The sequence below is a fragment of the Edaphobacter modestus genome, from assembly GCF_004217555.1.
GTDB classification, from domain to species: Bacteria; Acidobacteriota; Terriglobia; order Terriglobales; family Acidobacteriaceae; genus Edaphobacter; species Edaphobacter modestus.
In genome coordinates this window covers 223,552-244,226 of sequence record NZ_SHKW01000002.1, presented here as the reverse complement: position 1 = coordinate 244,226, position 20,675 = coordinate 223,552, and the positions used below count along the sequence as shown (strand labels likewise).

At 56.3% G+C, this 20,675-nt stretch carries 16 protein-coding genes; 11 read left to right on the top strand and 5 right to left on the bottom strand.

Going from position 1 to position 20,675, the window contains the following annotated elements:
- The first annotated feature begins 29 nt into the window (after window positions 1–29).
- From BDD14_RS33885 to BDD14_RS26870, 5 genes are all read left to right on the top strand, one after another.
- The gene (locus BDD14_RS33885) at window positions 30–158 is read left to right on the top strand and encodes a hypothetical protein (RefSeq protein ID WP_278045542.1); all 129 of its coding nucleotides are present in this window, start codon (window positions 30–32) and stop codon (window positions 156–158) included.
- Between the two features lie 24 nt (window positions 159–182).
- Entirely contained in the window at window positions 183–890 is a 708-nt protein-coding gene (locus BDD14_RS26885) for a YoaK family protein (RefSeq protein WP_130423967.1), read from the top strand.
- A 318-nt stretch (window positions 891–1,208) separates the two neighbouring features.
- The gene (locus BDD14_RS26880; protein WP_130423965.1) at window positions 1,209–2,177 is read left to right on the top strand and encodes an IS110 family RNA-guided transposase; all 969 of its coding nucleotides are present in this window, start codon (window positions 1,209–1,211) and stop codon (window positions 2,175–2,177) included.
- Window positions 2,178–3,002: 825 nt separating this feature from the next.
- Complete coding sequence (locus BDD14_RS26875; RefSeq protein WP_130423963.1) at window positions 3,003–3,302, top strand: hypothetical protein; 300 nt, start codon at window positions 3,003–3,005, stop codon at window positions 3,300–3,302.
- On the top strand, window positions 3,296–6,757 hold the full coding sequence (locus BDD14_RS26870; RefSeq protein ID WP_130423961.1) for a two-component regulator propeller domain-containing protein: 3,462 nt from the start codon (window positions 3,296–3,298) through the stop codon (window positions 6,755–6,757). Before BDD14_RS26875 ends, BDD14_RS26870 begins: the two co-directional genes overlap by 7 nt.
- Before the next feature lie 429 nt (window positions 6,758–7,186).
- Here the strand turns inward: BDD14_RS26870 and BDD14_RS26865 are convergent, their stop codons facing one another.
- The 4 genes from BDD14_RS26865 to BDD14_RS26850 form a co-directional block, all read right to left on the bottom strand.
- Entirely contained in the window at window positions 7,187–7,747 is a 561-nt protein-coding gene (locus BDD14_RS26865) for a transposase (protein ID WP_130423959.1), read from the bottom strand.
- 69 nt (window positions 7,748–7,816) lie between these two features.
- A complete protein-coding gene (locus tag BDD14_RS26860; protein ID WP_130423957.1) occupies window positions 7,817–8,089 on the bottom strand; it encodes an IS110 family transposase in 273 nt (90 codons plus the stop codon).
- 874 nt (window positions 8,090–8,963) lie between these two features.
- The gene (locus BDD14_RS26855; RefSeq protein WP_130423955.1) at window positions 8,964–9,281 is read right to left on the bottom strand and encodes a hypothetical protein; all 318 of its coding nucleotides are present in this window, start codon (window positions 9,279–9,281) and stop codon (window positions 8,964–8,966) included.
- A gap of 322 nt (window positions 9,282–9,603) precedes the next feature.
- Window positions 9,604–10,086 (bottom strand): alpha/beta hydrolase family protein, encoded by a 483-nt coding sequence (locus BDD14_RS26850; protein WP_207231903.1) that lies wholly within the window; start codon window positions 10,084–10,086, stop codon window positions 9,604–9,606.
- Between BDD14_RS26850 and BDD14_RS26845 the strand changes: the two genes are divergently transcribed.
- Both BDD14_RS26845 and BDD14_RS26840 read left to right on the top strand, forming a co-directional pair.
- Window positions 10,049–10,447: an outer membrane beta-barrel protein gene (locus BDD14_RS26845; protein WP_479724026.1), complete on the top strand. Its 399-nt coding sequence runs from the start codon at window positions 10,049–10,051 to the stop codon at window positions 10,445–10,447. The genes BDD14_RS26850 and BDD14_RS26845 overlap by 38 nt on opposite strands.
- A gap of 59 nt (window positions 10,448–10,506) precedes the next feature.
- On the top strand, window positions 10,507–13,074 hold the full coding sequence (locus BDD14_RS26840; protein ID WP_130423951.1) for a glucosidase family protein: 2,568 nt from the start codon (window positions 10,507–10,509) through the stop codon (window positions 13,072–13,074).
- 45 nt (window positions 13,075–13,119) lie between these two features.
- Here BDD14_RS26840 and BDD14_RS26835 read toward each other — a convergent pair whose 3' ends face one another.
- Window positions 13,120–13,347 (bottom strand): helix-turn-helix domain-containing protein, encoded by a 228-nt coding sequence (locus BDD14_RS26835; RefSeq protein WP_165420321.1) that lies wholly within the window; start codon window positions 13,345–13,347, stop codon window positions 13,120–13,122.
- 424 nt (window positions 13,348–13,771) lie between these two features.
- Here BDD14_RS26835 and BDD14_RS26830 point away from each other — a divergent pair, with 424 nt between their 5' ends.
- From BDD14_RS26830 to BDD14_RS26810, 4 genes are all read left to right on the top strand, one after another.
- Window positions 13,772–14,101, top strand: coding sequence for a PadR family transcriptional regulator (locus BDD14_RS26830; protein ID WP_242618315.1), 330 nt, complete (start codon window positions 13,772–13,774; stop codon window positions 14,099–14,101).
- Between the two features lie 35 nt (window positions 14,102–14,136).
- Window positions 14,137–16,860 (top strand): ABC transporter permease, encoded by a 2,724-nt coding sequence (locus tag BDD14_RS26825; RefSeq protein ID WP_130423945.1) that lies wholly within the window; start codon window positions 14,137–14,139, stop codon window positions 16,858–16,860.
- A gap of 370 nt (window positions 16,861–17,230) precedes the next feature.
- Window positions 17,231–17,560, top strand: a complete 330-nt coding sequence (locus BDD14_RS26815) for a PadR family transcriptional regulator (protein WP_130423943.1) — start codon at window positions 17,231–17,233, stop codon at window positions 17,558–17,560.
- A gap of 9 nt (window positions 17,561–17,569) precedes the next feature.
- Window positions 17,570–20,236: an ABC transporter permease gene (locus BDD14_RS26810; RefSeq protein WP_130423941.1), complete on the top strand. Its 2,667-nt coding sequence runs from the start codon at window positions 17,570–17,572 to the stop codon at window positions 20,234–20,236.
- Window positions 20,237–20,675: the final 439 nt, after the last annotated feature.

The following is a 20,675-nucleotide window of genomic DNA, read 5'->3' as shown; positions in this document are numbered from 1 at the left end:
GTGAGCCAACGGCCAGGTATAGAGGCACGATGGCAAGTCGATCGTACATCTGGGCACAGGCCGATTACGGAATTTTCTATGCGGGTAACTTCTTGAAGGAGACACATCCAGGGCGGAACCTCAATTCCTGGGCTCTATGGGTCGGCTACAAGTTTTAGTCTGACGAGAAGAGGTGTTGATTTATGTGGAAAGCGCTGACTGCGGACTCGATCCTCCCATATGCGCTGCTTGGGATGACCGCCGTTACCGGTCTTGTCGATGCAGTGAGCTTCCTTTCTCTCGGGCACGTATTCACAGCAAACATGACTGGAAACATCGTTCTTCTTGCATTTGCGAGTACGGGTGTACCTCAGGTGTCCCTGGCTCGTTCAACCACTGCTCTCTTGGGGTTTCTTGCAGGCGCCGCGGTTGGCGGCCGCATCATGGCTGGCGCAAGCGCAGTGGTGCAGCTTCGTGCGGCGAGTTCGGTTTTTGCATTGGAGGTTGTTTTCTTAGTCGGGGCAACTCTGGCCGCACTTGGCTATAGTGTCGTTTCATCTCCGCATTTCCTACGGCTTTACGCGATAATCGCTTTCACTGCCATAGCGATGGGGATGAGAAATGCCGCCGTACGAAAGTTAGCCATTCCAGACCTGACAACGACAGTGCTGACGTTGACCATTACGGGTCTTGCTGCGGATTCGTCCCTGGCGCGCGGAACCAATCCCCGTTTGCAGCGGCGAATTGCAGCGGTGGTGGCGATGTTTGTTGGTGCAGCGTTAGGCTCGATAACCCTAAGACACTCCGTCTTCATGGCTCTCGCTTTTTCCGTCGTCCTGTCGTCACTTTGCAGCCTCGCGTTGCTGATAGCGTCGCGGTTGCCTTGCGCAAGAAACGCAGAAAAGGTCTAGAAGTAGTCTCATAGATGTCTCAGAGAATCAACGTGCATCCGAGTTGAACAATTCCGAGAAAGTTGGTGGCATGGCGTTCCCAGCGGCTGCAGAGCAGGGTAACTCACTCATTGAGCTCGCTGGTCGTTGCATCTTCTTGACCCGAACTACTTGATTTCATAACACTGTCTGCTCCAGGGCCGGTTAGACTCTGGAGCATCGACGACCGAAGGTTCGGGAGAAGGAGCCGAACATGATCATCATAGGAGTGGATTATCACCCAAGCGTTCAGCAGATAGCGTATGTCGATACCGAGACAGGCGAGACTTGTGAACGGCGATTGAACACAGCGATGGAGAGGCAGAGCATTTCTATCGCGCTCTTGAACGAAGACAGGTCAGCGTGCGGGTAGGGATCGAGGCTACCGGACATGCACGCTGGTTTGAACGGTTACTGGCGGAGTTGAAGTTCGAGCTATGGATTGGAAACGCGGCCGAGATCAAGGCGGCCCGGGTACGCAAGCAGAAGACGGATCGGCATGACGCCCTGTTGTTGCTTATGCTGCTGGTGGAGGATCGCTTTCCGCGCCTCTGGGTCCCGAGTCCGGAGAACCGTGATCTACGCCAGTTGATCTGGCATCGGCATCGCCTGGTGCAGATGCGCACGCGGGCCATGAGCCAGATCCAGGCCACGGCCATGAACGAGGGTGTACGACGCAAGAAGGCGCTGTGGAGCAAGTCCGGACGTCAGCAACTGGAGTCATTGCTGCTGGCTCCATGGGCCACCCGCCGCCGCCAGGACCTGCTGGAACTGGTGGATCGATTAAGCGGGACCATTGCTGAGCTCACCACCGCCATCGAGCAGGAGGCACACAAACGGCCCGAGGTACTGCGGCTGATGACCCATCCCGGTGTCGGACCGATTACAGCACTGGCCTTCGTGCTGGTCATCGGGTCTCCCGATCGCTTCGCCTGCGGCAAGCAGATCGGGAGCTATCTCGGTCTCATTCCGTGTGAAGACTCCAGCGCCAATCGTCAGCGACTGGGGCACATCACCAAGCAAGGCAGTTCGCTGGTACGTTACCTGCTGGCTGAGTCAGCCCAGGCTGCCGTACGTTGGAACTCCGACTGGCGACGTCGCTACGCCCATCTGAGCATGCAGCGCGACCGGCGCATCGCCAAGGTGGCGATGGCCCGCAGGCTAGCCATCAGCCTCTACTGGATGTGGAGGAAGGGATATGACTATCAGCAGAGTTTGAAGTTCGGTTCGCACGCGGTAGAGCCTGGTTACAGACATGGTGTGAAGTAAATCACCGCCCACTTGATTGGGCATCCCGCTCCCTCACCAGGGAGTTCGAAGAAGTAATCATGGTCGAACGTGCGATCGGAGAGATGTTTGGGTCGGACCGACAGATTACATGCGAGCCTTCGTCATCGATGATGAGTTCTTCAACCAAAGCGCTATCGAAGCAACTCCTCGGAGTTCATGCCGTCCTGCGCTCGAAAAACGCCTTGACACCGCAGACGGTGTTAGAGATGTCTGTATAACCGGCAAGTGTCCAAGTTGTAGACTTTCGGCCGAGTGACGACAACAGCGTTTGCCGGTACAAATTCCTAAATTAGCGTTAGCGCCACATTATGGTTTATTCCAAAGTTGGATGGCGCTGAGCGTGTAAGTCAGTGACTGTGTGCGATACCAAAAGATCTGCAGGAATCCGAACTTTTCGCCACCTGGCTGATCCTTCCAGCAGCTTTGACAAGTTCACGGCTTAGGGCGTTATCGTCTGCTACAAGAATGAGCATTGGACTGGCTCGCTGTGACAGGTAGGCTCCTATGATGCACACGGCACAACGCCTGGAAATCCGTTTATTCCATCACATCTTTATGTAATATTTCACCGCCGATTTTGTCTCGATACTTGACCACAGGCCCGGGGCTGACATGCGGCACCAAATATCTACGCCGAATTTCCTTGCTGGGCCACCTAAGGTTGTTACGTGAAGTCTGGCACCCTTTTCACAACTAGATCACTTCGAAAGCCAGCGGTCGAACCTCGTTGCAGGTGCACACCGGGTCTCAGTGCGGTAAGATTTCGGTCCAAGCATAGCTAGGAGATGGGCGAGGCCTAGTAATATGAACGATCTTGCAAAGCCTGAATTGAAACACGGAGTTCCGCTTCCCTGCATCCCAGAAGTCGGCCATCACCGCCGTATGCAACGAAAACTCAAGTTTCAGTCAACTGCGGTTTGTGCTGGCGTCATCATGATCGCCACGTGCCGTGGGCTTGCACTTGACCCGAGCCAGCCGGTCAGCAGCTATCTCCGCAAGAATTTCACCATTGAAGACGGGCTTCCTGCCAACGCTTCGCGCATTGTGTGTTGGCCGGCGATGTGCAGGGGGAAGACGACTGAACTGGAGGAAGTACGATGGTAGCCGAAGTTCGACAGCTGCCCCACTCTAAGCTTCCTTTGCACGTCTCAGTAAGGGTAGTCTGCGTATTTGTCGCGCTGCTCGTTAGCATCGGCAACCGGGCGTGGGCGCTTGACCTGCCAGAACCTGCCAGCGGCTACGTTAGCAAAAACTTCACCGTTGAAGATGGGCTTTTATCGAATGAGGTGAACGTTATATTGCAAACGCGAGATGGCTTTCTATGGATCGGCACAGCGGAGGGGCTCCTCCGCTTTGACGGGCGGCACTTCACGCCTATCAAGTTTCTGCCACAAGATTCGCCTATTCTTGTAAGAGCGCTTGCGGAAGCGCCGGATGGCGCTCTTTGGGTGGGCACCCCAGGCGGCCTGGCAAGAATTTCGAGTGGCGGTTCCGGTGAACTGGGCCACACTGTCGCCACTCTTTATCATCCTGGTTCCGGCGATGGCGATTCAGTCCAAAGCCTTCACTTCAGCCGGAACGGCGATCTCTGGGTGGGTACGCTCACCGGGCTCTACCGCTTCGACCACGGCAGGTTTTCAACGATCATTCCGGAGTTGTGGACTTCCCGCATCGAGGAAGCCTCCAACGGTAACCTTCTGGTAATTACTTCCAAAGGATTCGTAGAATGGGATGGCAAGCAGATCATTCGGCATCCGGACTTGCCGGCCCGATTGGGCGTGGTCCCGCATGGGATCTTTCAAGTTATTGAAGATCACACAGGCACGATTTGGTACGGTACGACGGCGGGCGTGGCGCGGGAGAGAGACGACTCGATTGAGCGACTGAAGCCGTACGGCGGGTATGGCGACCCAAATGTCGTCTTCCACCTGTATGAAGACCCGCAGGGCAATGTCCGGTTCGCTCAATCTGGCGACTTGTATCAGGCTACCGCCACCGGCCGGCAACTGATCGTGTCTGATGCCAATGCCCAGTATCTGACTTCTGACCGCGACGGCGATTTGTGGATAGGCACGAGGACCCGGGGACTTTTTCGCCTAAAGAGTCAAGCCGTGAAAATGTTCACTGCTGCTGACGGTCTGCCGCCCGGTAAGCCCATGGCAGTGTTAGCAGCCAGCGACGGCAATCTGTGGGTCGCCAACTATTGCGGCGGTCTGTCCCGGTTCGATGGACGCCGCTTCGAAACATACGTGGACAAAGATGCTTTCGACTCCTGTGTATTTTCCCTTGCAGAAGATCGCAACCATGATATTTTGCTGGGCATCCACGGCGGTGGCGTCTCCCGTTTCCGGAATGGACACTTCATTAAGGTCACAGCACCGGACAGGCTGACGAACCACGTTGTCACGGCCATTGTGCCCGCCAGGAAGGGTCCACTGTGGATTGCCTATAGTGATGGGCTCGACCGCGTCGCGGACGGGCAGGTTCGCAGATTTACTACCGCCGACGGGCTCTCGAGCAACAACGTACTGTCTGCCTATGAGGATCGCCAGGGCGTGCTCTGGGTCGTGACGACAAAGGGAATTGATCGCTTGACGAACGACCGCTTCGTCTCCGTCTTGACGGCCGACAGCTTCCCCACCGAGGCGGGACGATTTGGGTTTGGAGAGGATCGATTTGGAAACCTCTTTGCATTTGGACCCGCCGCGGCATCGTTCCACATTCAGGAAAATCGGGTCGTCCGGCTCAATGGCGCCCCCAGGATTACAGGGATGGCCCAATCCCCGGAAAATCTGTGGTTTTGCGGAGACGGCATCTACCGGGCCATGCCGGACAGCCTTCAGAAGTGGGAGCACGAACGAGACGCGCCTCCGGAGTACACTCTCTTCAACCGCGCGGACGGGATGAACTCCACGCAATGCAGCGGCGGGTTTCGGAACATGGCCGTCACCAAAGACGGCCGGCTTTGGGTAGCAACGGAGCAAGGTGTCGCAATGCTTGAATTCTCCCGGCTCCGTCATACTGACCGTAAACCTGCCATCTTCATCGAGAGAATTGTGATCGGCAAGACCGTCCAGGCACCTGGCCGCGAACTGATCTTGCCGGCCGGCACAAACCACGTGGAATTGCATTTCGACACTATCGAATTGGCATCGCCAGAAGCGGTTCGACTGCAATACCGACTGGATGGCGTAGACCGCGAATGGCTGGACGCGGATTCAAGTGCTACCGCCGTTTATAGCGGTATTCCCCCCGGCAATCATCATTTCCATGTGCGAGCTTCCAATAGCGACGGAGTATGGGATCAGGCCGGCATTGTCTATGACGTCACACAGAAGCCTTACTTTTACGAAACAACCTGGTTTCGAGTGAGCGCCCTCGCTGCGATCGGCTTGCTGGTGGCCGGTATATATCGATGGCGCGTCCATCATCTCAAGGGTCAAGAGAAAAAACTGCGGGACGTTGTGGAAACAATTCCGGCGATGACTTTCACTGCCTTGTCTGACGGCTCCAACACATTTGTAAATAAACGCTGGACCGAATACACCGGGCTTTCTGTCGAGGAGACCTCAGGCGCAGGTTGGCAGCGTGCGATCCATCCCGAGGATATTGTGCGCCATTCCGAGAAGTGGCGCATCTCTATTGCAACCGGACAGGTCTTCGAAGACGAGGGCCGGTTCCGTCGCGCCGCAGACGGGGAATATCGGTGGTTTCTGGTGCGTGGTGTACCACTTCGGGATCAGCATGGACACATTGTTAAATGGTACGGAACCCTCACGGACATTGAGGATCGCAAGTGTGCAGAACAAGAGCGCGAGAAATTGCGCCAACTCGAGGCCGATCTGGCACATATCAATCGGGTGAGCAGGTTGGGAGAACTGGTCGCCTCTATCTCGCACGATCTCGCACAGCCCATCACGGCCACAACCAATAATGCCAGGGCATCTTTGCGATGGCTTCAGCGCGATCCGCCCGATCTGACGCAAGTTCGCAAAGGGACGGAAAGAATTATCGAGGCGGGCACCCATGCCTCGGAAATCATCAACCGTCTGCGATCGTTGTACAAGAAGTCTCCCCCACAACGTGAGTTGGTCGACGTGAACGGAATCATTCGCGAAATGCTCACGCTGCTGAAAGGTGAGGCAAAGGGATACTCGATTGCCGTGCGCATGGAGCTTGCTGCTCAACTGCCCAAAATCATGGCAGACCGCGTGCAGCTGCAGCAGGTGTTCATGAACCTCATGCTTAATGGGATCGAGGCCATGAAGGACTCGGGCGGAGAGCTTACGGTGAGGTCGCACCTCCAGAATTCTGACCTGCTGTTCTCGGTCAGTGACACAGGCGTGGGACTGCCAACGGACAAGGGTGATCAGATCTTTTCTGCTTTCTTCACCACCAAGACCCAGGGTAGCGGGATGGGTTTAGCCATCTGCCGTTCCATCGTAGAGTCCCATGGCGGCCGGTTGTGGGCTAACGGCGACGGCGGGCGTGGCGCGACGTTCCACTTTATCCTACCGGCGGCTGCTGCAGAAACAAACCCTCCCGAGGATGCTGCTTGATTCGGCATCCCGCACAGTGGTTCGCGGAAGTTGACCTCGAACCTCCCGAAAAGTCTGGTTTCTATGAGCAGGTCACTAGCGTCAAGTGTTTTTTGTTTTTTTCTTCATAGCGTCTTGGCCTTTGCTGTTGTTTGTTGTGGTTGTTCCGCGTTGTTGTTCTCCACCGTGTTTCTATTCGCACTTTGAGTGAGCCGTTCGTGGCTCTGTGTCGGGTTGGGGTCAGTAGGAGAAGTCGATGCTGCCAGTTTTCGGCCGGCCTTGTGAAGGCCCAACGCGACACGCAGTCATCGGGACGCGGGGTTGAGCAACGGTGAGCATAATGTGGATCCTCAGGCAGCTATTGCATAGAACGGGATGTATGGCTCTTGCGTGACCCAGATGCGATGAAGCAGTACTGCCAACTTGCGGGCTACGGCGACGATGGCCCGATTACGGGACTGTTTGCCTCCGCGCGAAGCGAGAATGCAGGCCCCATTGACGTAAGGTCGAGTCTCTTCTATGCGGGCCGAGGACATGATTGACGCACTCGACCAACAGAGACCTGAGGTAGATATTGCCAGCCTCGGTGATGCCGAGTTGTGGGTCGTGGTCCCCGGACTGGCTGCGTCTCGGCCGCAGGCCGAGATAACAGCCCACATCGCAACTTCGCTCGAAGCGTTCCCTGCTGCCCAGTGTCAGAACATACGTCAGTGCCGTGAGTTGGCCGACGCCATAGACGTTGATCAGCGCCTGCGTCTCCGGGTACTCCGTCTCCGTCAGCTGCTGGATCAGACGGTCATAGTGCTTGATCTTTACCGTCATGGTGGCGATCTGTTCGAGCACTGGGCCGAGTGCGAGAGCCAGACCTGGCGGCAGCACGGCCATGCACCGCTTGGCGAAGCACAGTGTCGATGAGGTCGGAAGCCGGTAGCCGCAGGGCTTGGCAAGTCCGCGCACCGAGTTCACCGCCGCCGTCCGCAGACGAACGATCAGATTGCGGGCACGGATCAACGTCAGGGCTTCCTGTTGGGCAACCGTGCGATGGGAGATCGGTCGCAGGATCTTCGGATCGAGCCGTGCTTAGCGAGCGATCTTCTCGGCGTCCACCTTGTCGCTTTTCCGATCACTGCGCGAGATGGCCCGCAGCTCGCGCACGTTCGCCACGATTACTTCGTGGCCCAGCTCCCGGAGCTGTTCGCTGATCCATATCGTGTGCGTTCCCGTCTCCATCGCGACTCGCGCCCTGGGTAGATCGGTAAACCACTTCTCGACTCCCGAGGGTGTCGTTCGAAACCGCCCCCGGTCAACTACTTCTCCATCCTCGTTGAGCGTGCAGTAATGGCTCCCACACATCCCCAAGATCGATCCCGATCGTCATCCCAACCTTGGTGATGCTGCATAGAACTTCGGCGATGATGAGGTGTTGCGATGGCTTTTCATGGCAATAGTCTCTCCGATCTAAGAGACCTGCTCATCCCATTTTTCGGCAACTGCGAGGATCCAGCACTCGTAGGACGAAGTTGCTGATGACCCCGTTTTTCGTGTACCTCAATATCAGTTAACGATTCGGATTCGTGCACTCGCTTTAGGTTCTGGAGAAGTGCCCTAGTTCTATCCTGAGGCGGTTGGACACAGGCGCGTCTCCCCGGAATGATCGGTCAACACAAGCGCATTTATGAGGAGTAATCCTGAACGCTACATACCACTCGGAGTTCGATGAGTGCATTAGCGCCTGTTATCGCCAACTGTTCGTCGAAAAGCAGACATTCAGGAATGACTAGGTCAGAAGTTTCCGAGACCAAGCCTCAAAAAGAAGCTACTGTGGGTGCTTTATCTCAGCAGTCGCTTTGCGAAGAGCCTCGTCCCAACGAGGCCCTCGCCCCGTTATCGCGTCCATCACCGTCTCACCTCGGTTATTGCGAATAGTAAGATCTGCACCGTGCTGTAGAAAAAGTGGTATGACTCTGTCATCCATAATCGGGAAGATCGGCGTCTCTCCGTTGTGATTCCGCGCATTCACGTCAGCGCCCAGCTTTAATAACTCTTCTTCTAAAGCAGTCGAGTGCCTTCGCCGATACGGATCTTTCGGCGACTACTCTGCGTTAGGATAGCCAAATTGCAAGGCTAATCACGTCTTCCTATCTAAGGAAGGGGGCTGCGGAATCCTGCTAACTTCACGTAAGCTCTCATCACGGCGGTGTAGCTCAGTGGCGTAACAGGAACGGGACTACGCAGTCTTAACCGCCACGCCCTTCGCTGGCGCGGCCGCCTTTTTCGCAGGTGTCTTCTTCGATGGAGCGGTCTTCTTAGCGACGACCGGAGCGGCCTTCTTTACCTTTGCCCAACGCTTTTTCTGCGCGGCTGCGATCCTCGCCTTGGCTTCGGCGCTGAGAGGCTTCCTGCCCGAGGCCGCGGCTTTCACTGTGACGGCCTTCCCGGGGCGTCCTACCTTCCGGGGTGCGGAGGAGTCGGTGAGGAGTGCCTTTGCCTGCTGAAGCTGAGCAATCTGCTTGTCTATCTCATTGAGGATGTTGGATAAGTCCATGTGATCAAGATAGCAAAACGACGCAGGAGTCAGAAGTACATTACAAGGATCACCCAAGGCGATTTGCGAGGTCGCAGACAATCCCAAAAATAACAGCCACAGGTGGGAGCTGGATCTCGACGACGTAGGCTGACACATAACCCGATATCAACCCTTGACAGCAAAGGAGTAGAGGGCATGTTGCGCCACAGATAGTGGGAGTTCTGTGACACAAAACGTGCTCTAAACCTACGGTTGCGATATCTTGTCGACGCGTCTTGAACTTGATTTTGCCCGGAGCCGTGCACATTGCAAGTGGTTGCGGATCTTTCACAATCCGGATTTAGCCTAGTAAGAAAGTAAGCAACGCACGGAAGTAGTTCTGCTGATCGTCATACATTGCGAAGTGGCTACCGGTCTCGGAGATCCACGATTGTCCATGCGCTACCAGTGTTGCCATCTTTCGCATGTCTTCCGGATCCATCTCGTCGTAGCGTGCACCCATGGTCAGGGTTCGAACCTTGATCTTCGGCAGATCGGCCCAACGATCCCAACCTTTCATGCGGCCAGTGGCTTCGAATTCACTTCGTCCCTGCAGCACGTTATAGACATGTTGATTCCATCCATCCAAACAGCGCTGCAGCGGATCAGGCCAGGGATCGAGTCGGCAGATGAAGACCTTATACAGTTTCTCGAAGAGCAGTTTCTGATATGCAGGATCGTCTGTCTTATTAGCGTTCTCATAATGTTCCAGTTCAGCGCGCACACTCTCCGGAAACTGCGCCCGGATCTTCGATACATGCTTTGGTTGTTTTGCCTTAGTCAAACCTGGAGCCGATATTTACGCAGGCGGACGGACACAGAGTCATTGGCTGAACGCAAGCGCGTTCATGAACCCACCTCTAGCGACCGCAATTGGACAGAGTGACTACTCGCCTCTAGGAGCGAAACCCAATCAGGCGATTGGACCAGGTTACTTCGATATGGACGCGTCTTTTTTCAAGGACTTTATCTTACCCAGAGAGCTTCGACTGCAATTCCGCGCCGAATCGTTCAACGTAACGAACAACGCTCAACTCGGACAACCCGCCGCAAATAATTTTCTAAATACATCAACCTTCGCTACGATCACTTCGCTTCGGGGCGGTCCGCGGAGAGTTCAACTGGCCCTCAAGTTGGCGTTCTAGCGCAGCTATGGCGGTTATCGAATGGACAGCCAGTAAAAAGGACTCGGAGAACGCTTTTTGTGCTCAGTCGAATACGCTTAGTTCTTGCTTTGATATGCGTTCACTTCGTATTTGCCTCGACGCCTGGCGCTTACGGAGATGTAAACGAGACTGGAAATATAGAACGCTATCGCCCTAAATTATCTGATTTCCGACTGGATGGCGATCAGATCATTCCGGAGATCGACAGTAGCAATACGCTTATCTTTAGCGGGTCAATTTCCGCCATTCCTACGGAATCGGGAGTCGACCGTTTCACCGCTCCTCCTTTAACCGTTGTTATGCACCAAAAGATCGGAGTGAGGGATGCAAGTACAGGTGCTACTCTCTTTGACGGTGAACCGTTCAATGGATTCCGGAAAACAGCCAAAGAGAAGAGTGTATGGGAGCCCGGGTCGTGGGCAACGGAAACACAAGGACGGCCCTTTTCGCTTCGAACGAAGATCGTCGCACTTTCGCGACATCAGGGTTACGTAATCAAGGTGGCTATTAGAAATCGATCCAAAAAAAATGGCCACTTCGATATCGTTAGTGTTCAGGAGCCGAGTATTACGGCGCCTCTGGAATGGAATTGGAACGCTGCTTTCAAAAGAGATATCGATACACCTGTAGTGATGCAAGCAAAAGATGCTGTCGTTTACGGCAATAGCAGCGGCACGGTCGCAATCGCAGTGAGAGGCGCGTCCATACAAAGTTTTAATTCTCTCTCGCATGCGACAACGGCTTTTATATCGGGAGCGGGCAGTAACCTGGATCAACCCGGCGTGGCGAAACATGCGACCCTTCTATCCACTCGTATCACTGTAGCCTCCAACCGTGAGGAAAGCATATCGATCGTTGTCGTAGTTGCAACTGAAAAGCAGAAAGCTCTTCGCGAAGCGAATGATCTGGCTGGTGATCCAATCGCTACGATTTCACAAGCCCACGAGGATGCTCAGTTATCTCTCGAACAATGGTTCAAAAAATTACCTGCCATCAGCTCATCGTCGCCTCAGCTTGTTAAATTCTACCGTCACGCAGCCGCGCAATTACTTTACGACCGATGGAAGGTTGGGAACACATTTCTTCTTGATCCTTGGTATCCGACCTCGGGTCTTGATTCGGGAGCAATGAATACTTACGCCTGGGACATTCAGTACGGGGCGCTGGCATTTTCGCTCTTGGACCCGCATTCGTTCAGGAATCTTCTTACTGCCCTGCCTGCAGCTCCATTGACAGAGCACTTTTCGATCGAACCCATTCACGGGAGAGGCATAGGAACGTACTATGCATATAACTCCTACGCATATATCAACGCCGTGGATCAGTATTTGTCTATCACCGGAGATCGTACTCTTCTTCAGGAACAGGTCCGAGGAAAGACCGTGTTGGAGTGGATGATCGCGCTCGCCGAATGGGGCGAGAAAGAAAAAGATCCGGATGGCAACGGTCTTTTGGACTATGGAGATGATCACAACCTGCTTGAACTAAAGAAGACAGGGAACGGACCGGGTTACTGCAACGAAGTTCCTAGTCCAAACGGTGAGCGTGTCTATGCCTATCAAACGGTTGCCGACCTCATGGAACAGGCAGATCCGCGACTATATCGGGAGAAAATTATCCACTTTCGCGCGATGGCAAAGAAGGTTACCGAGGCCCTGAATAATATTTTGTGGCTTGAAGATGTGGGTTGGTACGGCACGAGACAGCGAGATGGATCGATTGTGCCAGTCTATTCAATCCAGATCTTTGATTTACTCCGTGTTCCTGGACTGGTTCCTGCGGATCGAGCTAAGAGACTCATTGCACATTTGAACGTCGATGAATTTGTAGCTCCGTGGGGTATACGATCGATGTCCGTTAGAGATCGTCTCTTCGATTACAACGATCATGATTGGGCCGGAGCGATGAGTTATGCCGGCGATGGACCCCAGTTGAGTGCGGATCTTTTCATGGCAGGATTCATACCAGAGGGATGGCACACACTTGAAAAGATATTTTGGTGGCCGGATCACATGGCCGTTTATCCCCAGGGAATTGCTAATGACAGTTACACCTTCCGGGTTCCAGCCGCCGCTCCGTTCGGGGGGCGAATCACTGCTGGCCGTGCGAATATCATCGCTGGCGTTGCGGGTGTTGAAACGGTCCTTCGTGGAATTTTCGGACTGGAGTTGGGTAGAGATGGATCGATTGGGTTCTCCAACAATCGACCACCCACGCTGAAGAATGTGGCCCTAAGATTTCCATACATTGACCGGTCATGGACTGCGCACTTGGTGGCTGAGGAATTAAAAGTCTCCTCGAATGATGGCTTCACCGCAACATTCCTTCGTGCCGACGGGAGCCTCCGAATCAAACTTCAGCAGACCAGTGTCACTTTGTGGATGCGATCACGTTCGGCGGGTGTCGGTCGTTTGACGCTTGATCTCGCAGGCATAGAACATCTACTCCACGTTCACAAATCGGGGCGGCTAGTATTTCGGCAGAATGGTGTTCTTATTCAACCGAAATTGGATCACGGGTTGGTGACATTTGAAACCATAACCTCGGCGGACGAAGATGAGCAATTAGAGATTCAAACCGTAAATGCATCGATCACTCCACGATGAACAATCGCGCTGACCAACATTGCTGTTGTCCAACGACTCTGCTTCCTAAAACAAAAGCGCGTACCCGCGAATGCCATCGCACAGGCGGTGGTTCGAAGACTTGCCTCGGCCCTTGTGGATCAGCCCACCGCCACCGTCCTCACGAAACCGGATCAGCAGACGGTTGACCTGCCGGACGGTGATCGCCAACACGACCGCAGCCGAAGCCACAGTCCGTCGGCCCGAAAGTACTTCCGTCAAAACCTCAATGCGTCGTACGTCACGTTCGCTCATCCGCACCCAACCCATAGTCGTCCGCCCCCAAGGCCCTAGCCTTGAAAGGGTAATCGGACATTTCTATCGGGCGAGAGTAGGACATTTCTATCCGGCGCTAATACAGGATGTTGGCGCCCGATAGAAATGTCAGGATATCTGACTCATTAGAAATGTCAGTATAAACACCCGTAGTCGTCGTGCGGTGGAAATGTGCGGAATCGCCGTTCTTTGGCGATTTCCACATTTCCATCCGCCCAGAACGCGGAAAGTTTTCATTCGCTGTGGGCTTTGCTACCGAGAAGCCGCCATAACATTACCGACGCAGGTAGTAGATGTCCCCTATTGCAGTTCATCGTTGTTGAAGATTTATTGACATAGTCTGTCTATGCTAGTAATACTTGCTGGCAAAGGTTGTCTGTGCCATAACTGCGAAAGGTCACGGTTGAAGCCAAACGAGATTCCACCCGGCACCCTCGATCTCCTCATCCTCAAGACCCTCGCCCGTCATGGCGAGATGCACGGCTACGAGGTGGCAGAGTCCATCCTCCATGCATCCGATGACGTCATCAGCGTCGAAGAAGGCTCCCTCTACCCCGCGCTCCAGCGCATGCTTCTCAAAGGCTGGGTCTCCGACGAGTGGGGGGTTACTGCCGGCAATCGCCGCGCTCGCTATTACCGCCTCACCGCCGCCGGCCGCAAACAGCTCACGCAGGAGCTTTCACACTTCGATCGCATCTATGGCGCCATCGCCCGCGTCGTCGAGGTTGGCTGATCGCAATACGCAGCAGAGCAACGGGGGGGGACACCATGAACCAGCTTCTTCGCCGCATTCGCATGCTTCTCCATCGTGGCCGCTTCAACGCCGAGCTCGAAGAGGAGATGCGTCTTCACATTGAGCTGCGTGAACAGAAGAATGTCGATGCGGGTCTTGCGGCCGATGCAGCGCATCGCGAGGCGCATCGCAGTTTCGGCAACGCGACCGTGCTCCGCGAGAACAGCCATAACACCTGGGGCTGGGGCTGGCTCGAAGGCTTCGCGCAGGACGTCACCTACGGCGTGCGCTCCATGCTGCGCTCCCCCGGCCTGACCGCGGTCGCGTTGCTCTCGCTCGCTCTCGGTATCGGCGCCAACACCGCGATCTTCAGTTTTCTCAACGCCGTGCTGCTGCGCTCGCTGCCCGTCAGAAACTCATCGCAACTCGTGGTGCTTGGAGAAGGAGGACAACTGGGGCAGACCAGTCGCTATGGTTCCACCGACCTCTATTCCTACCCCTTTTACCGGCAGTTTCAGCAGAAGCAGCAGGTCTTCTCTGAGGTTGCCACCCTCTTCAGCTACAACCCCGATGTTCACGGAACCATCGACCGCCGCGACCAGATGCAGCCGATCGCGGCCGATCTGGTCTCCGGAACTTTTTTCAGCACACTGGGCGTCGAGCCGGCGATCGGCCGCCTGTTTACAGATGCCGACGACAACAGCGAAGGCGATCATCCGGTCGTCGTCATCAGTCACAACTGGTGGCAGACGGTCTTCTCCGGCGACCCCGATATCCTCAAACACACGGTCAAGATCGGCGACACTACCTTCGACATTGTGGGGGTGGCTCCGCCCGGCTTCTTTGGAATCTTCGTCGGTCATACGCCCGACCTATGGGCTCCCATGTCGATGATGAACGCCATGCCCTTGCATTTTACGGGCTACAAGGACAACTTCAGCCAGTCGAACCTGATCCTCGCGCGACTGAAGCCCGGCGTCTCACGCGAGCAGGCCGAGGCTAACACCAACGTCCTCTACCAGCAGATCATCCGCGGCTTCTCCGACGCTAAGCTTGATGCCTACAATCTTCGGCATCTGGAGGCCGCACACGTGAAGCTTACCTCACTGAAGACCGGCCTCTCCGCCCTGCGCCACAGGTTCTCCGACCCACTCAAGATCCTGATGGGCGTTACCGCGCTGGTGCTGCTGATCGCCTGCGCAAACATCGCGAACCTTCTGCTCGCCCGCTCCACGACCCGAGCGCGCGAGTTTGCCGTTCGCCAGGCCCTCGGCGCTCAACGCCTGCGCCTCATCCGTCAGCTTCTTACCGAAAGCCTGCTGCTTGCCCTTACCGGAGGCCTCCTCGGCATCGTCGTCGCCGTCGTCGCCGACCGTTTTCTGCTGCGTATGATCTCGGGCGGGCCCAACGCGGATCTCATACGGCTCGACGTCTCGCTCGATCTTCGCCTGCTTCTCTTTACTCTTGCCGCCACCATCAGCACCGCGGTTCTCTTCGGCATCCTCCCCGCGCTCCGGGCCTCGCGCATCGAGGTCACCGAGGCCCTCAAGGACGGGCGCGTCTCCTCCAACGCCGCCACCCGCAGCCCGCTCGGCAAGACCCTCGTCGTCACCCAGGTCGCTATCTCGCTGGTTCTCACGGTCGCCGCCGTGGTGTTCTTGCGCAGTCTCGTCAACCTTACGAAGGTCGATACCGGCTTCAACCGCCAGGGTGTGCTTCGCCTCGACATCGACCCCACCGTCACCGGCCACAAAGGCGAAGACCCACGCCTGATCGCCATGTTCCAGCAGATCGAGCAGAAGGTCGCAGCGGTCCCCGGCGTACAGTCCGCCAGCTTCGCTTCCTTCTTCTTCGCGCAGGGTACGTGGAGCGAAAACATCAACGTTCCCGGCGCCCCCTACAACGACCACATCTTCGTCAAACACAACATCATCGGCAACGATTTTTTTCGCACGATGCAGATCCCGCTTCTCGCCGGTCGCACCTTCGGCACGGAGGATACCGCCGCCTCGCACAAGGTAGCCATCATCAGCGAGAGTGTTGCGCGCGACCTCTTTCCCGCAGGCGTCAACCCCATCGGCCGCCACTACTTCGTCAGAAAAGATCCTAACCCTGAGGAAGATGTCGAGGTCATCGGGGTCGTCAAGGATGTCAAGTTCAGCGGCCTCGACGAGCCGCAGCAGTACATCGACTACATCCCCAATCCGCAGCACCCCTCGATCTACGATGGCCTCGGAGTGCGCTATACGGGCGACTTCAATGCCGTCTCCACCGCCGTGCAGCAGGCCATCCACTCCATCAACCGCACACTTCCCATCAGCCGCATCACCACGCTCGACGCCGTCGTCGATCGCACTATCACCAATCAGCGCCTCGTCGCCGAGCTTTCTGCGTTCTTCGGCCTGCTCGCCGTCTTTCTCTCCGCCATCGGTATCTATGGCCTGATGAGCTACATTGTTAGCCGTCGCACCAACGAGATCGGCATCCGCATGGCTCTCGGCGCCGCACGGTCGAGTGTGCGCTGGATGGTCATGCGCGAGATCGTTCGGCTTGTCGTCCTCGGCATCGGTATCGGCACCGTCATCTCCCTCGCCGCGGGACGGCTTGTCGCCACCATGCTCTATGGTCTCAAACCCACCGAACCCAATAACCTCGCCATCGCCATCGCCGTACTCCTTGTCGTTGCTCTCACCGCCGGTTACCTCCCAGCCCGCCGAGCCTCCAAGGTTAGCCCTATGGAAGCCCTACGCTACGAGTAGTCCTACCTTGGTTCATCCTTCCACGATGTAGAAATTTGTGGGTTTCCTTGCAAACTACCGACCACTTCGTCACTTCCGCAAAATCCTCTTGCACGCTTTTTCCATCCTCGCGGAGTGAGCCATCTGGTCCAATATGAAGGTAAAGGGTCTGGCGAGTGACGCCTAACTCTATGCAAAGCTCGCTGCCCACCGTCTGTTGTTGGCCCATCGCGGTCATGGCTAGGCGCAATTTGGCGGAGGTCATCGTGTATTGGCCGCCTCTCTTCCGCCCGGGTGCGCTGAGGAGCAACGGGTATGCTTCCCCCTTGACATTCGACAGGAGTAAGGCTCATGCTTTTGTTGAATCGGTCCTGTCAAGATTCGAGGGAACATGGCTACGTCTACTGATTTGTTGCAAGGAACACTGGATTTGTTGATTTTGAAGACGCTGGATTTGGAGCCGATGCATGGGTGGGGGATTGCACTACGCATCCAGCAGGTTTCGAAAGAAGCGCTTCAGATTGGGCAGGGATCGCTTTATCCGGCGCTCCATCGGCTGGAGTACAAGGGATTGATCAAGGCGGAGTGGGGCGCTTCGGATAACAATCGCAAAGCCAAGTACTACTCGCTGACGCGGACGGGGAAGAAACAGTTGGATGCGGAACTCGAGAACTGGGATCGCATTGCGGGTGCGATTGCGCTGGTCCTGAAGGGGGCGTAGGAGCGACTTATGTTGAGGGAATGGCTGACGCGGTTGCGCTTTTTGATTCTTCGCAAAGCGCCGAGTGATCTGGATGCGGAGCTGGCCTTTCATCTGGAGGAGCAGGCGCGTGCGAATGTGGCTGCCGGCATGGATGCTAGGGAAGCGCGACGGCAGGCTCGGATTGCGTTTGGCGGCGTGGAACCGGCGCGCGAACAGGCTTACGCCGCGCGGCCTGGGTATCGGCTGGAGATGCTGGGGCAGGATGTGCGTTATGCGCTGCGTGGGTTCCGTCGGAGCCCAGTGTTTACAGTGACGGTGATCTTGACGCTGATGCTGGGAATTGGGGCGACGACTGCGGTCTTCAGCGTGGTGGACCGCATCTTGTTTCGCTCGCTGCCGTATGCACATGCGGACCGGCTGGTATCACTGGGGATTGTACATTCGCTGGAGACGCAGGAGTTCGTGATGGGCAATTTCTATTCCGACTGGCGCGCTAATCAAAGGCCCTTTGACGCTGTGACCTCAGAGTCTACCGGCCCGTCGGAGTGCGATCTGACGGAGCGAAGCCCGGCGCAATTGAGTTGCGAATCGGTGGAGGGGAATCTGCTGCCGACTCTGGGAGTTTCGCCGGTGCTGGGGCGGAATTTTCTGCCGGAAGAGAGTCGGGCGGGTGGGCCGAATGTGGCACTGATCTCTTACGGATTGTGGCTGAACCGGTTCGCTCTGGATCAAGGGATTCTGAACAAAACGATTAACATCGATGGGCAGCCGGTGCAGGTGGTTGGGGTGCTGCCGAAGGATTTCGAGATGCCACGCCTGGAGAATGCGGATGTGCTCTATCCGTTCCAGATGGATGACGTTGCGGATCGCAAGGCGAACGGAGGTTATGGCAGTCCCAGGCGCATCTTTGCGCGACTGAAAACGGGCGTGACGGTGGAGCAGGCGCAGCAGGAGATGGAGCCACTGTTTCAAGCGTCGCTGAAGCAGATTCCGGCGGATATCCGCAAGCAGATGCATCTGATGGTACGGTCTTTGCGGGACAAGCAGATGCAGGACGTGCGCGTGACGGCGTGGGTGTTGTTTGGCGCGGTGCTGGCGGTGCTGCTGATTGCCTGCGCCAATGTAGCGAGTTTGCTGATGGCGCGCGGCGCGGCCAGGAGACGGGAGTTGGCGGTGCGCTCGGTACTGGGCGCGAGCCGTGGGCGGCTAGTGGCGCAGGCGTTGACGGAGGCGATGCTGCTGGCATTGAGCGGTGCGGGGGCGGGCTGTCTGCTGGCGGAAGGGTTGCTGCGGCTGTTTGTGGCGATTGCGCCGGCGAATGTTCCTTATTTAAGTCAGGTGCATCTGGATCTGCGGATTGTCGGCTTTGCGGTCCTGGTTTCGGTGCTTTGCGGGCTGCTGTTTGGATTAGCCCCTGCATTTGAGAAGCCTAGCTCGGAGATGCTGGTGGGGCGGTCAGGTCGTAATGCCACAAGGGCTTCGTTGCGGCAATGGTTGGTTGTGGCCCAGATCGCGGCGAGCATGGTGTTGCTGACGGGGGCGATGCTGCTGGTGCGAAGTTTTTGGAAACTGGAGCATGAGCAGCTGGGCATTCGGGCCGATCGTATTTTGACCGTCAGCGTGACGCTGGGGTCATACAACTACGGCACTCCACAAAGAAGGATGGTGTTCTTTCAAGAGTTGGAAAAGAGGCTGCGGTTTGGGCCGGGCGTGAGTGACGTTGCGTTGAGCGATTCCGTGCCGCCGGAGAACTTTCAACTTGGCGGACAGCGCATTGAGGACATTGTGGTGAAGGGACGGCCACGTCCGCATGAAGCCAGCGGAGAGCTGGTGACGTTCCGGCGAGTTTCGCCGGACTACTTTCGGACTTTGAATATTCCGATCGTGCGAGGTGAGAGTTTCACCGATGCGGAGCGGGGTTCCAAGGAACACTTTGTGATCCTGAGCAACAAGCTGGCTGGGCGGTTGTTTCCGGGGCAGGACGCGCTTGGACAGCGAATGCAGATGGGCAGTGGTGACGCAAATCCTGCGTCGTACACCGTGGTGGGCGTAGCCGCGGATGTGAAAAATGGAGGACTCACCGGTGAGCAGTTGCCCGAGTATTACCGATTGCGGCGCGATCAGGCGGAGGATTGGGAGTGTTGCGGGCACTGGGGACAGACGGCGGTGGTGATTCTGCGCAGTTCGTTGCCGGCCGAAGCGCTGTCGCCGTGGATTCGGACGCAGGCCGCGGCGATAGATCCCGCGCAGTCAATGGACATTGCGACGATGCGGCAGAGAGTGAGCAAGCTGGCGGACGGGCCGCGCTTTCAAACACTTCTCGTCGGCTTCTTTGCGATGACCGGGCTCGTGCTGGCGGTGATTGGGTTGTACGGGGTGATCTCGTTTCTGGTGGCGCAGCGCACTCAGGAGATTGGTGTGCGCATGGCTCTGGGGGCGACGCGAAGTGGGATCCTGTGGCTAGTTTGTGGGCGAAGTTTGCGGCTGATCCTGTGGGGAACTGGTGTGGGGCTGGTCGCTGCGCTGACGGTGTCGCGGGTCCTTGGGAGCCTGCTCTATGAAGTTGGGTCGCGCGATCCTTTGAGCTTTGTCGCGGTAACGCTGGTGCTGATAGCGGTTGCGCTGATGGCTACGCTGATTCCGGCGCGTTCGGCTGCGCGGGTCGATCCGATGGTGGCTTTGCGATGCGAGTAGGGGTTGTAAGCCCAAACCTAGCGGAGTGAGCCATCTGGTCCAGTCCGCCGGCCAGAAAGCAACTTCTGTCAAGACCTCGATGCGCCTTACGTCGCATTCGCTCATCAGCACCCATCCCATAGTCGTCCGTCTCCCAGGCCAGACCTAGGAGAGTACTTGGGACATTTCTATCGGGCGAGAGTAGGACATTTCAACTTTGCAGAAACCGGACATTTCTACTTTGCGCGTACAATGCGTGTTGCTGCAAAGCTAAAGCGTCGTCGTTTCTGCAAAGCTAGATTGTCATCATAATGCGTAGTCGTCGTCGTGCGGGTGGGAATGTGTGAAATCACCGCACTTGGTGATTTCCAAGGACTGTGGGAAGGGTGGGAGACCGGCAGCTTCATCGTCGGTCTTCCATGCTTTCCATCAGGCCGTCATTTCCACCGCGGGCGCCGCC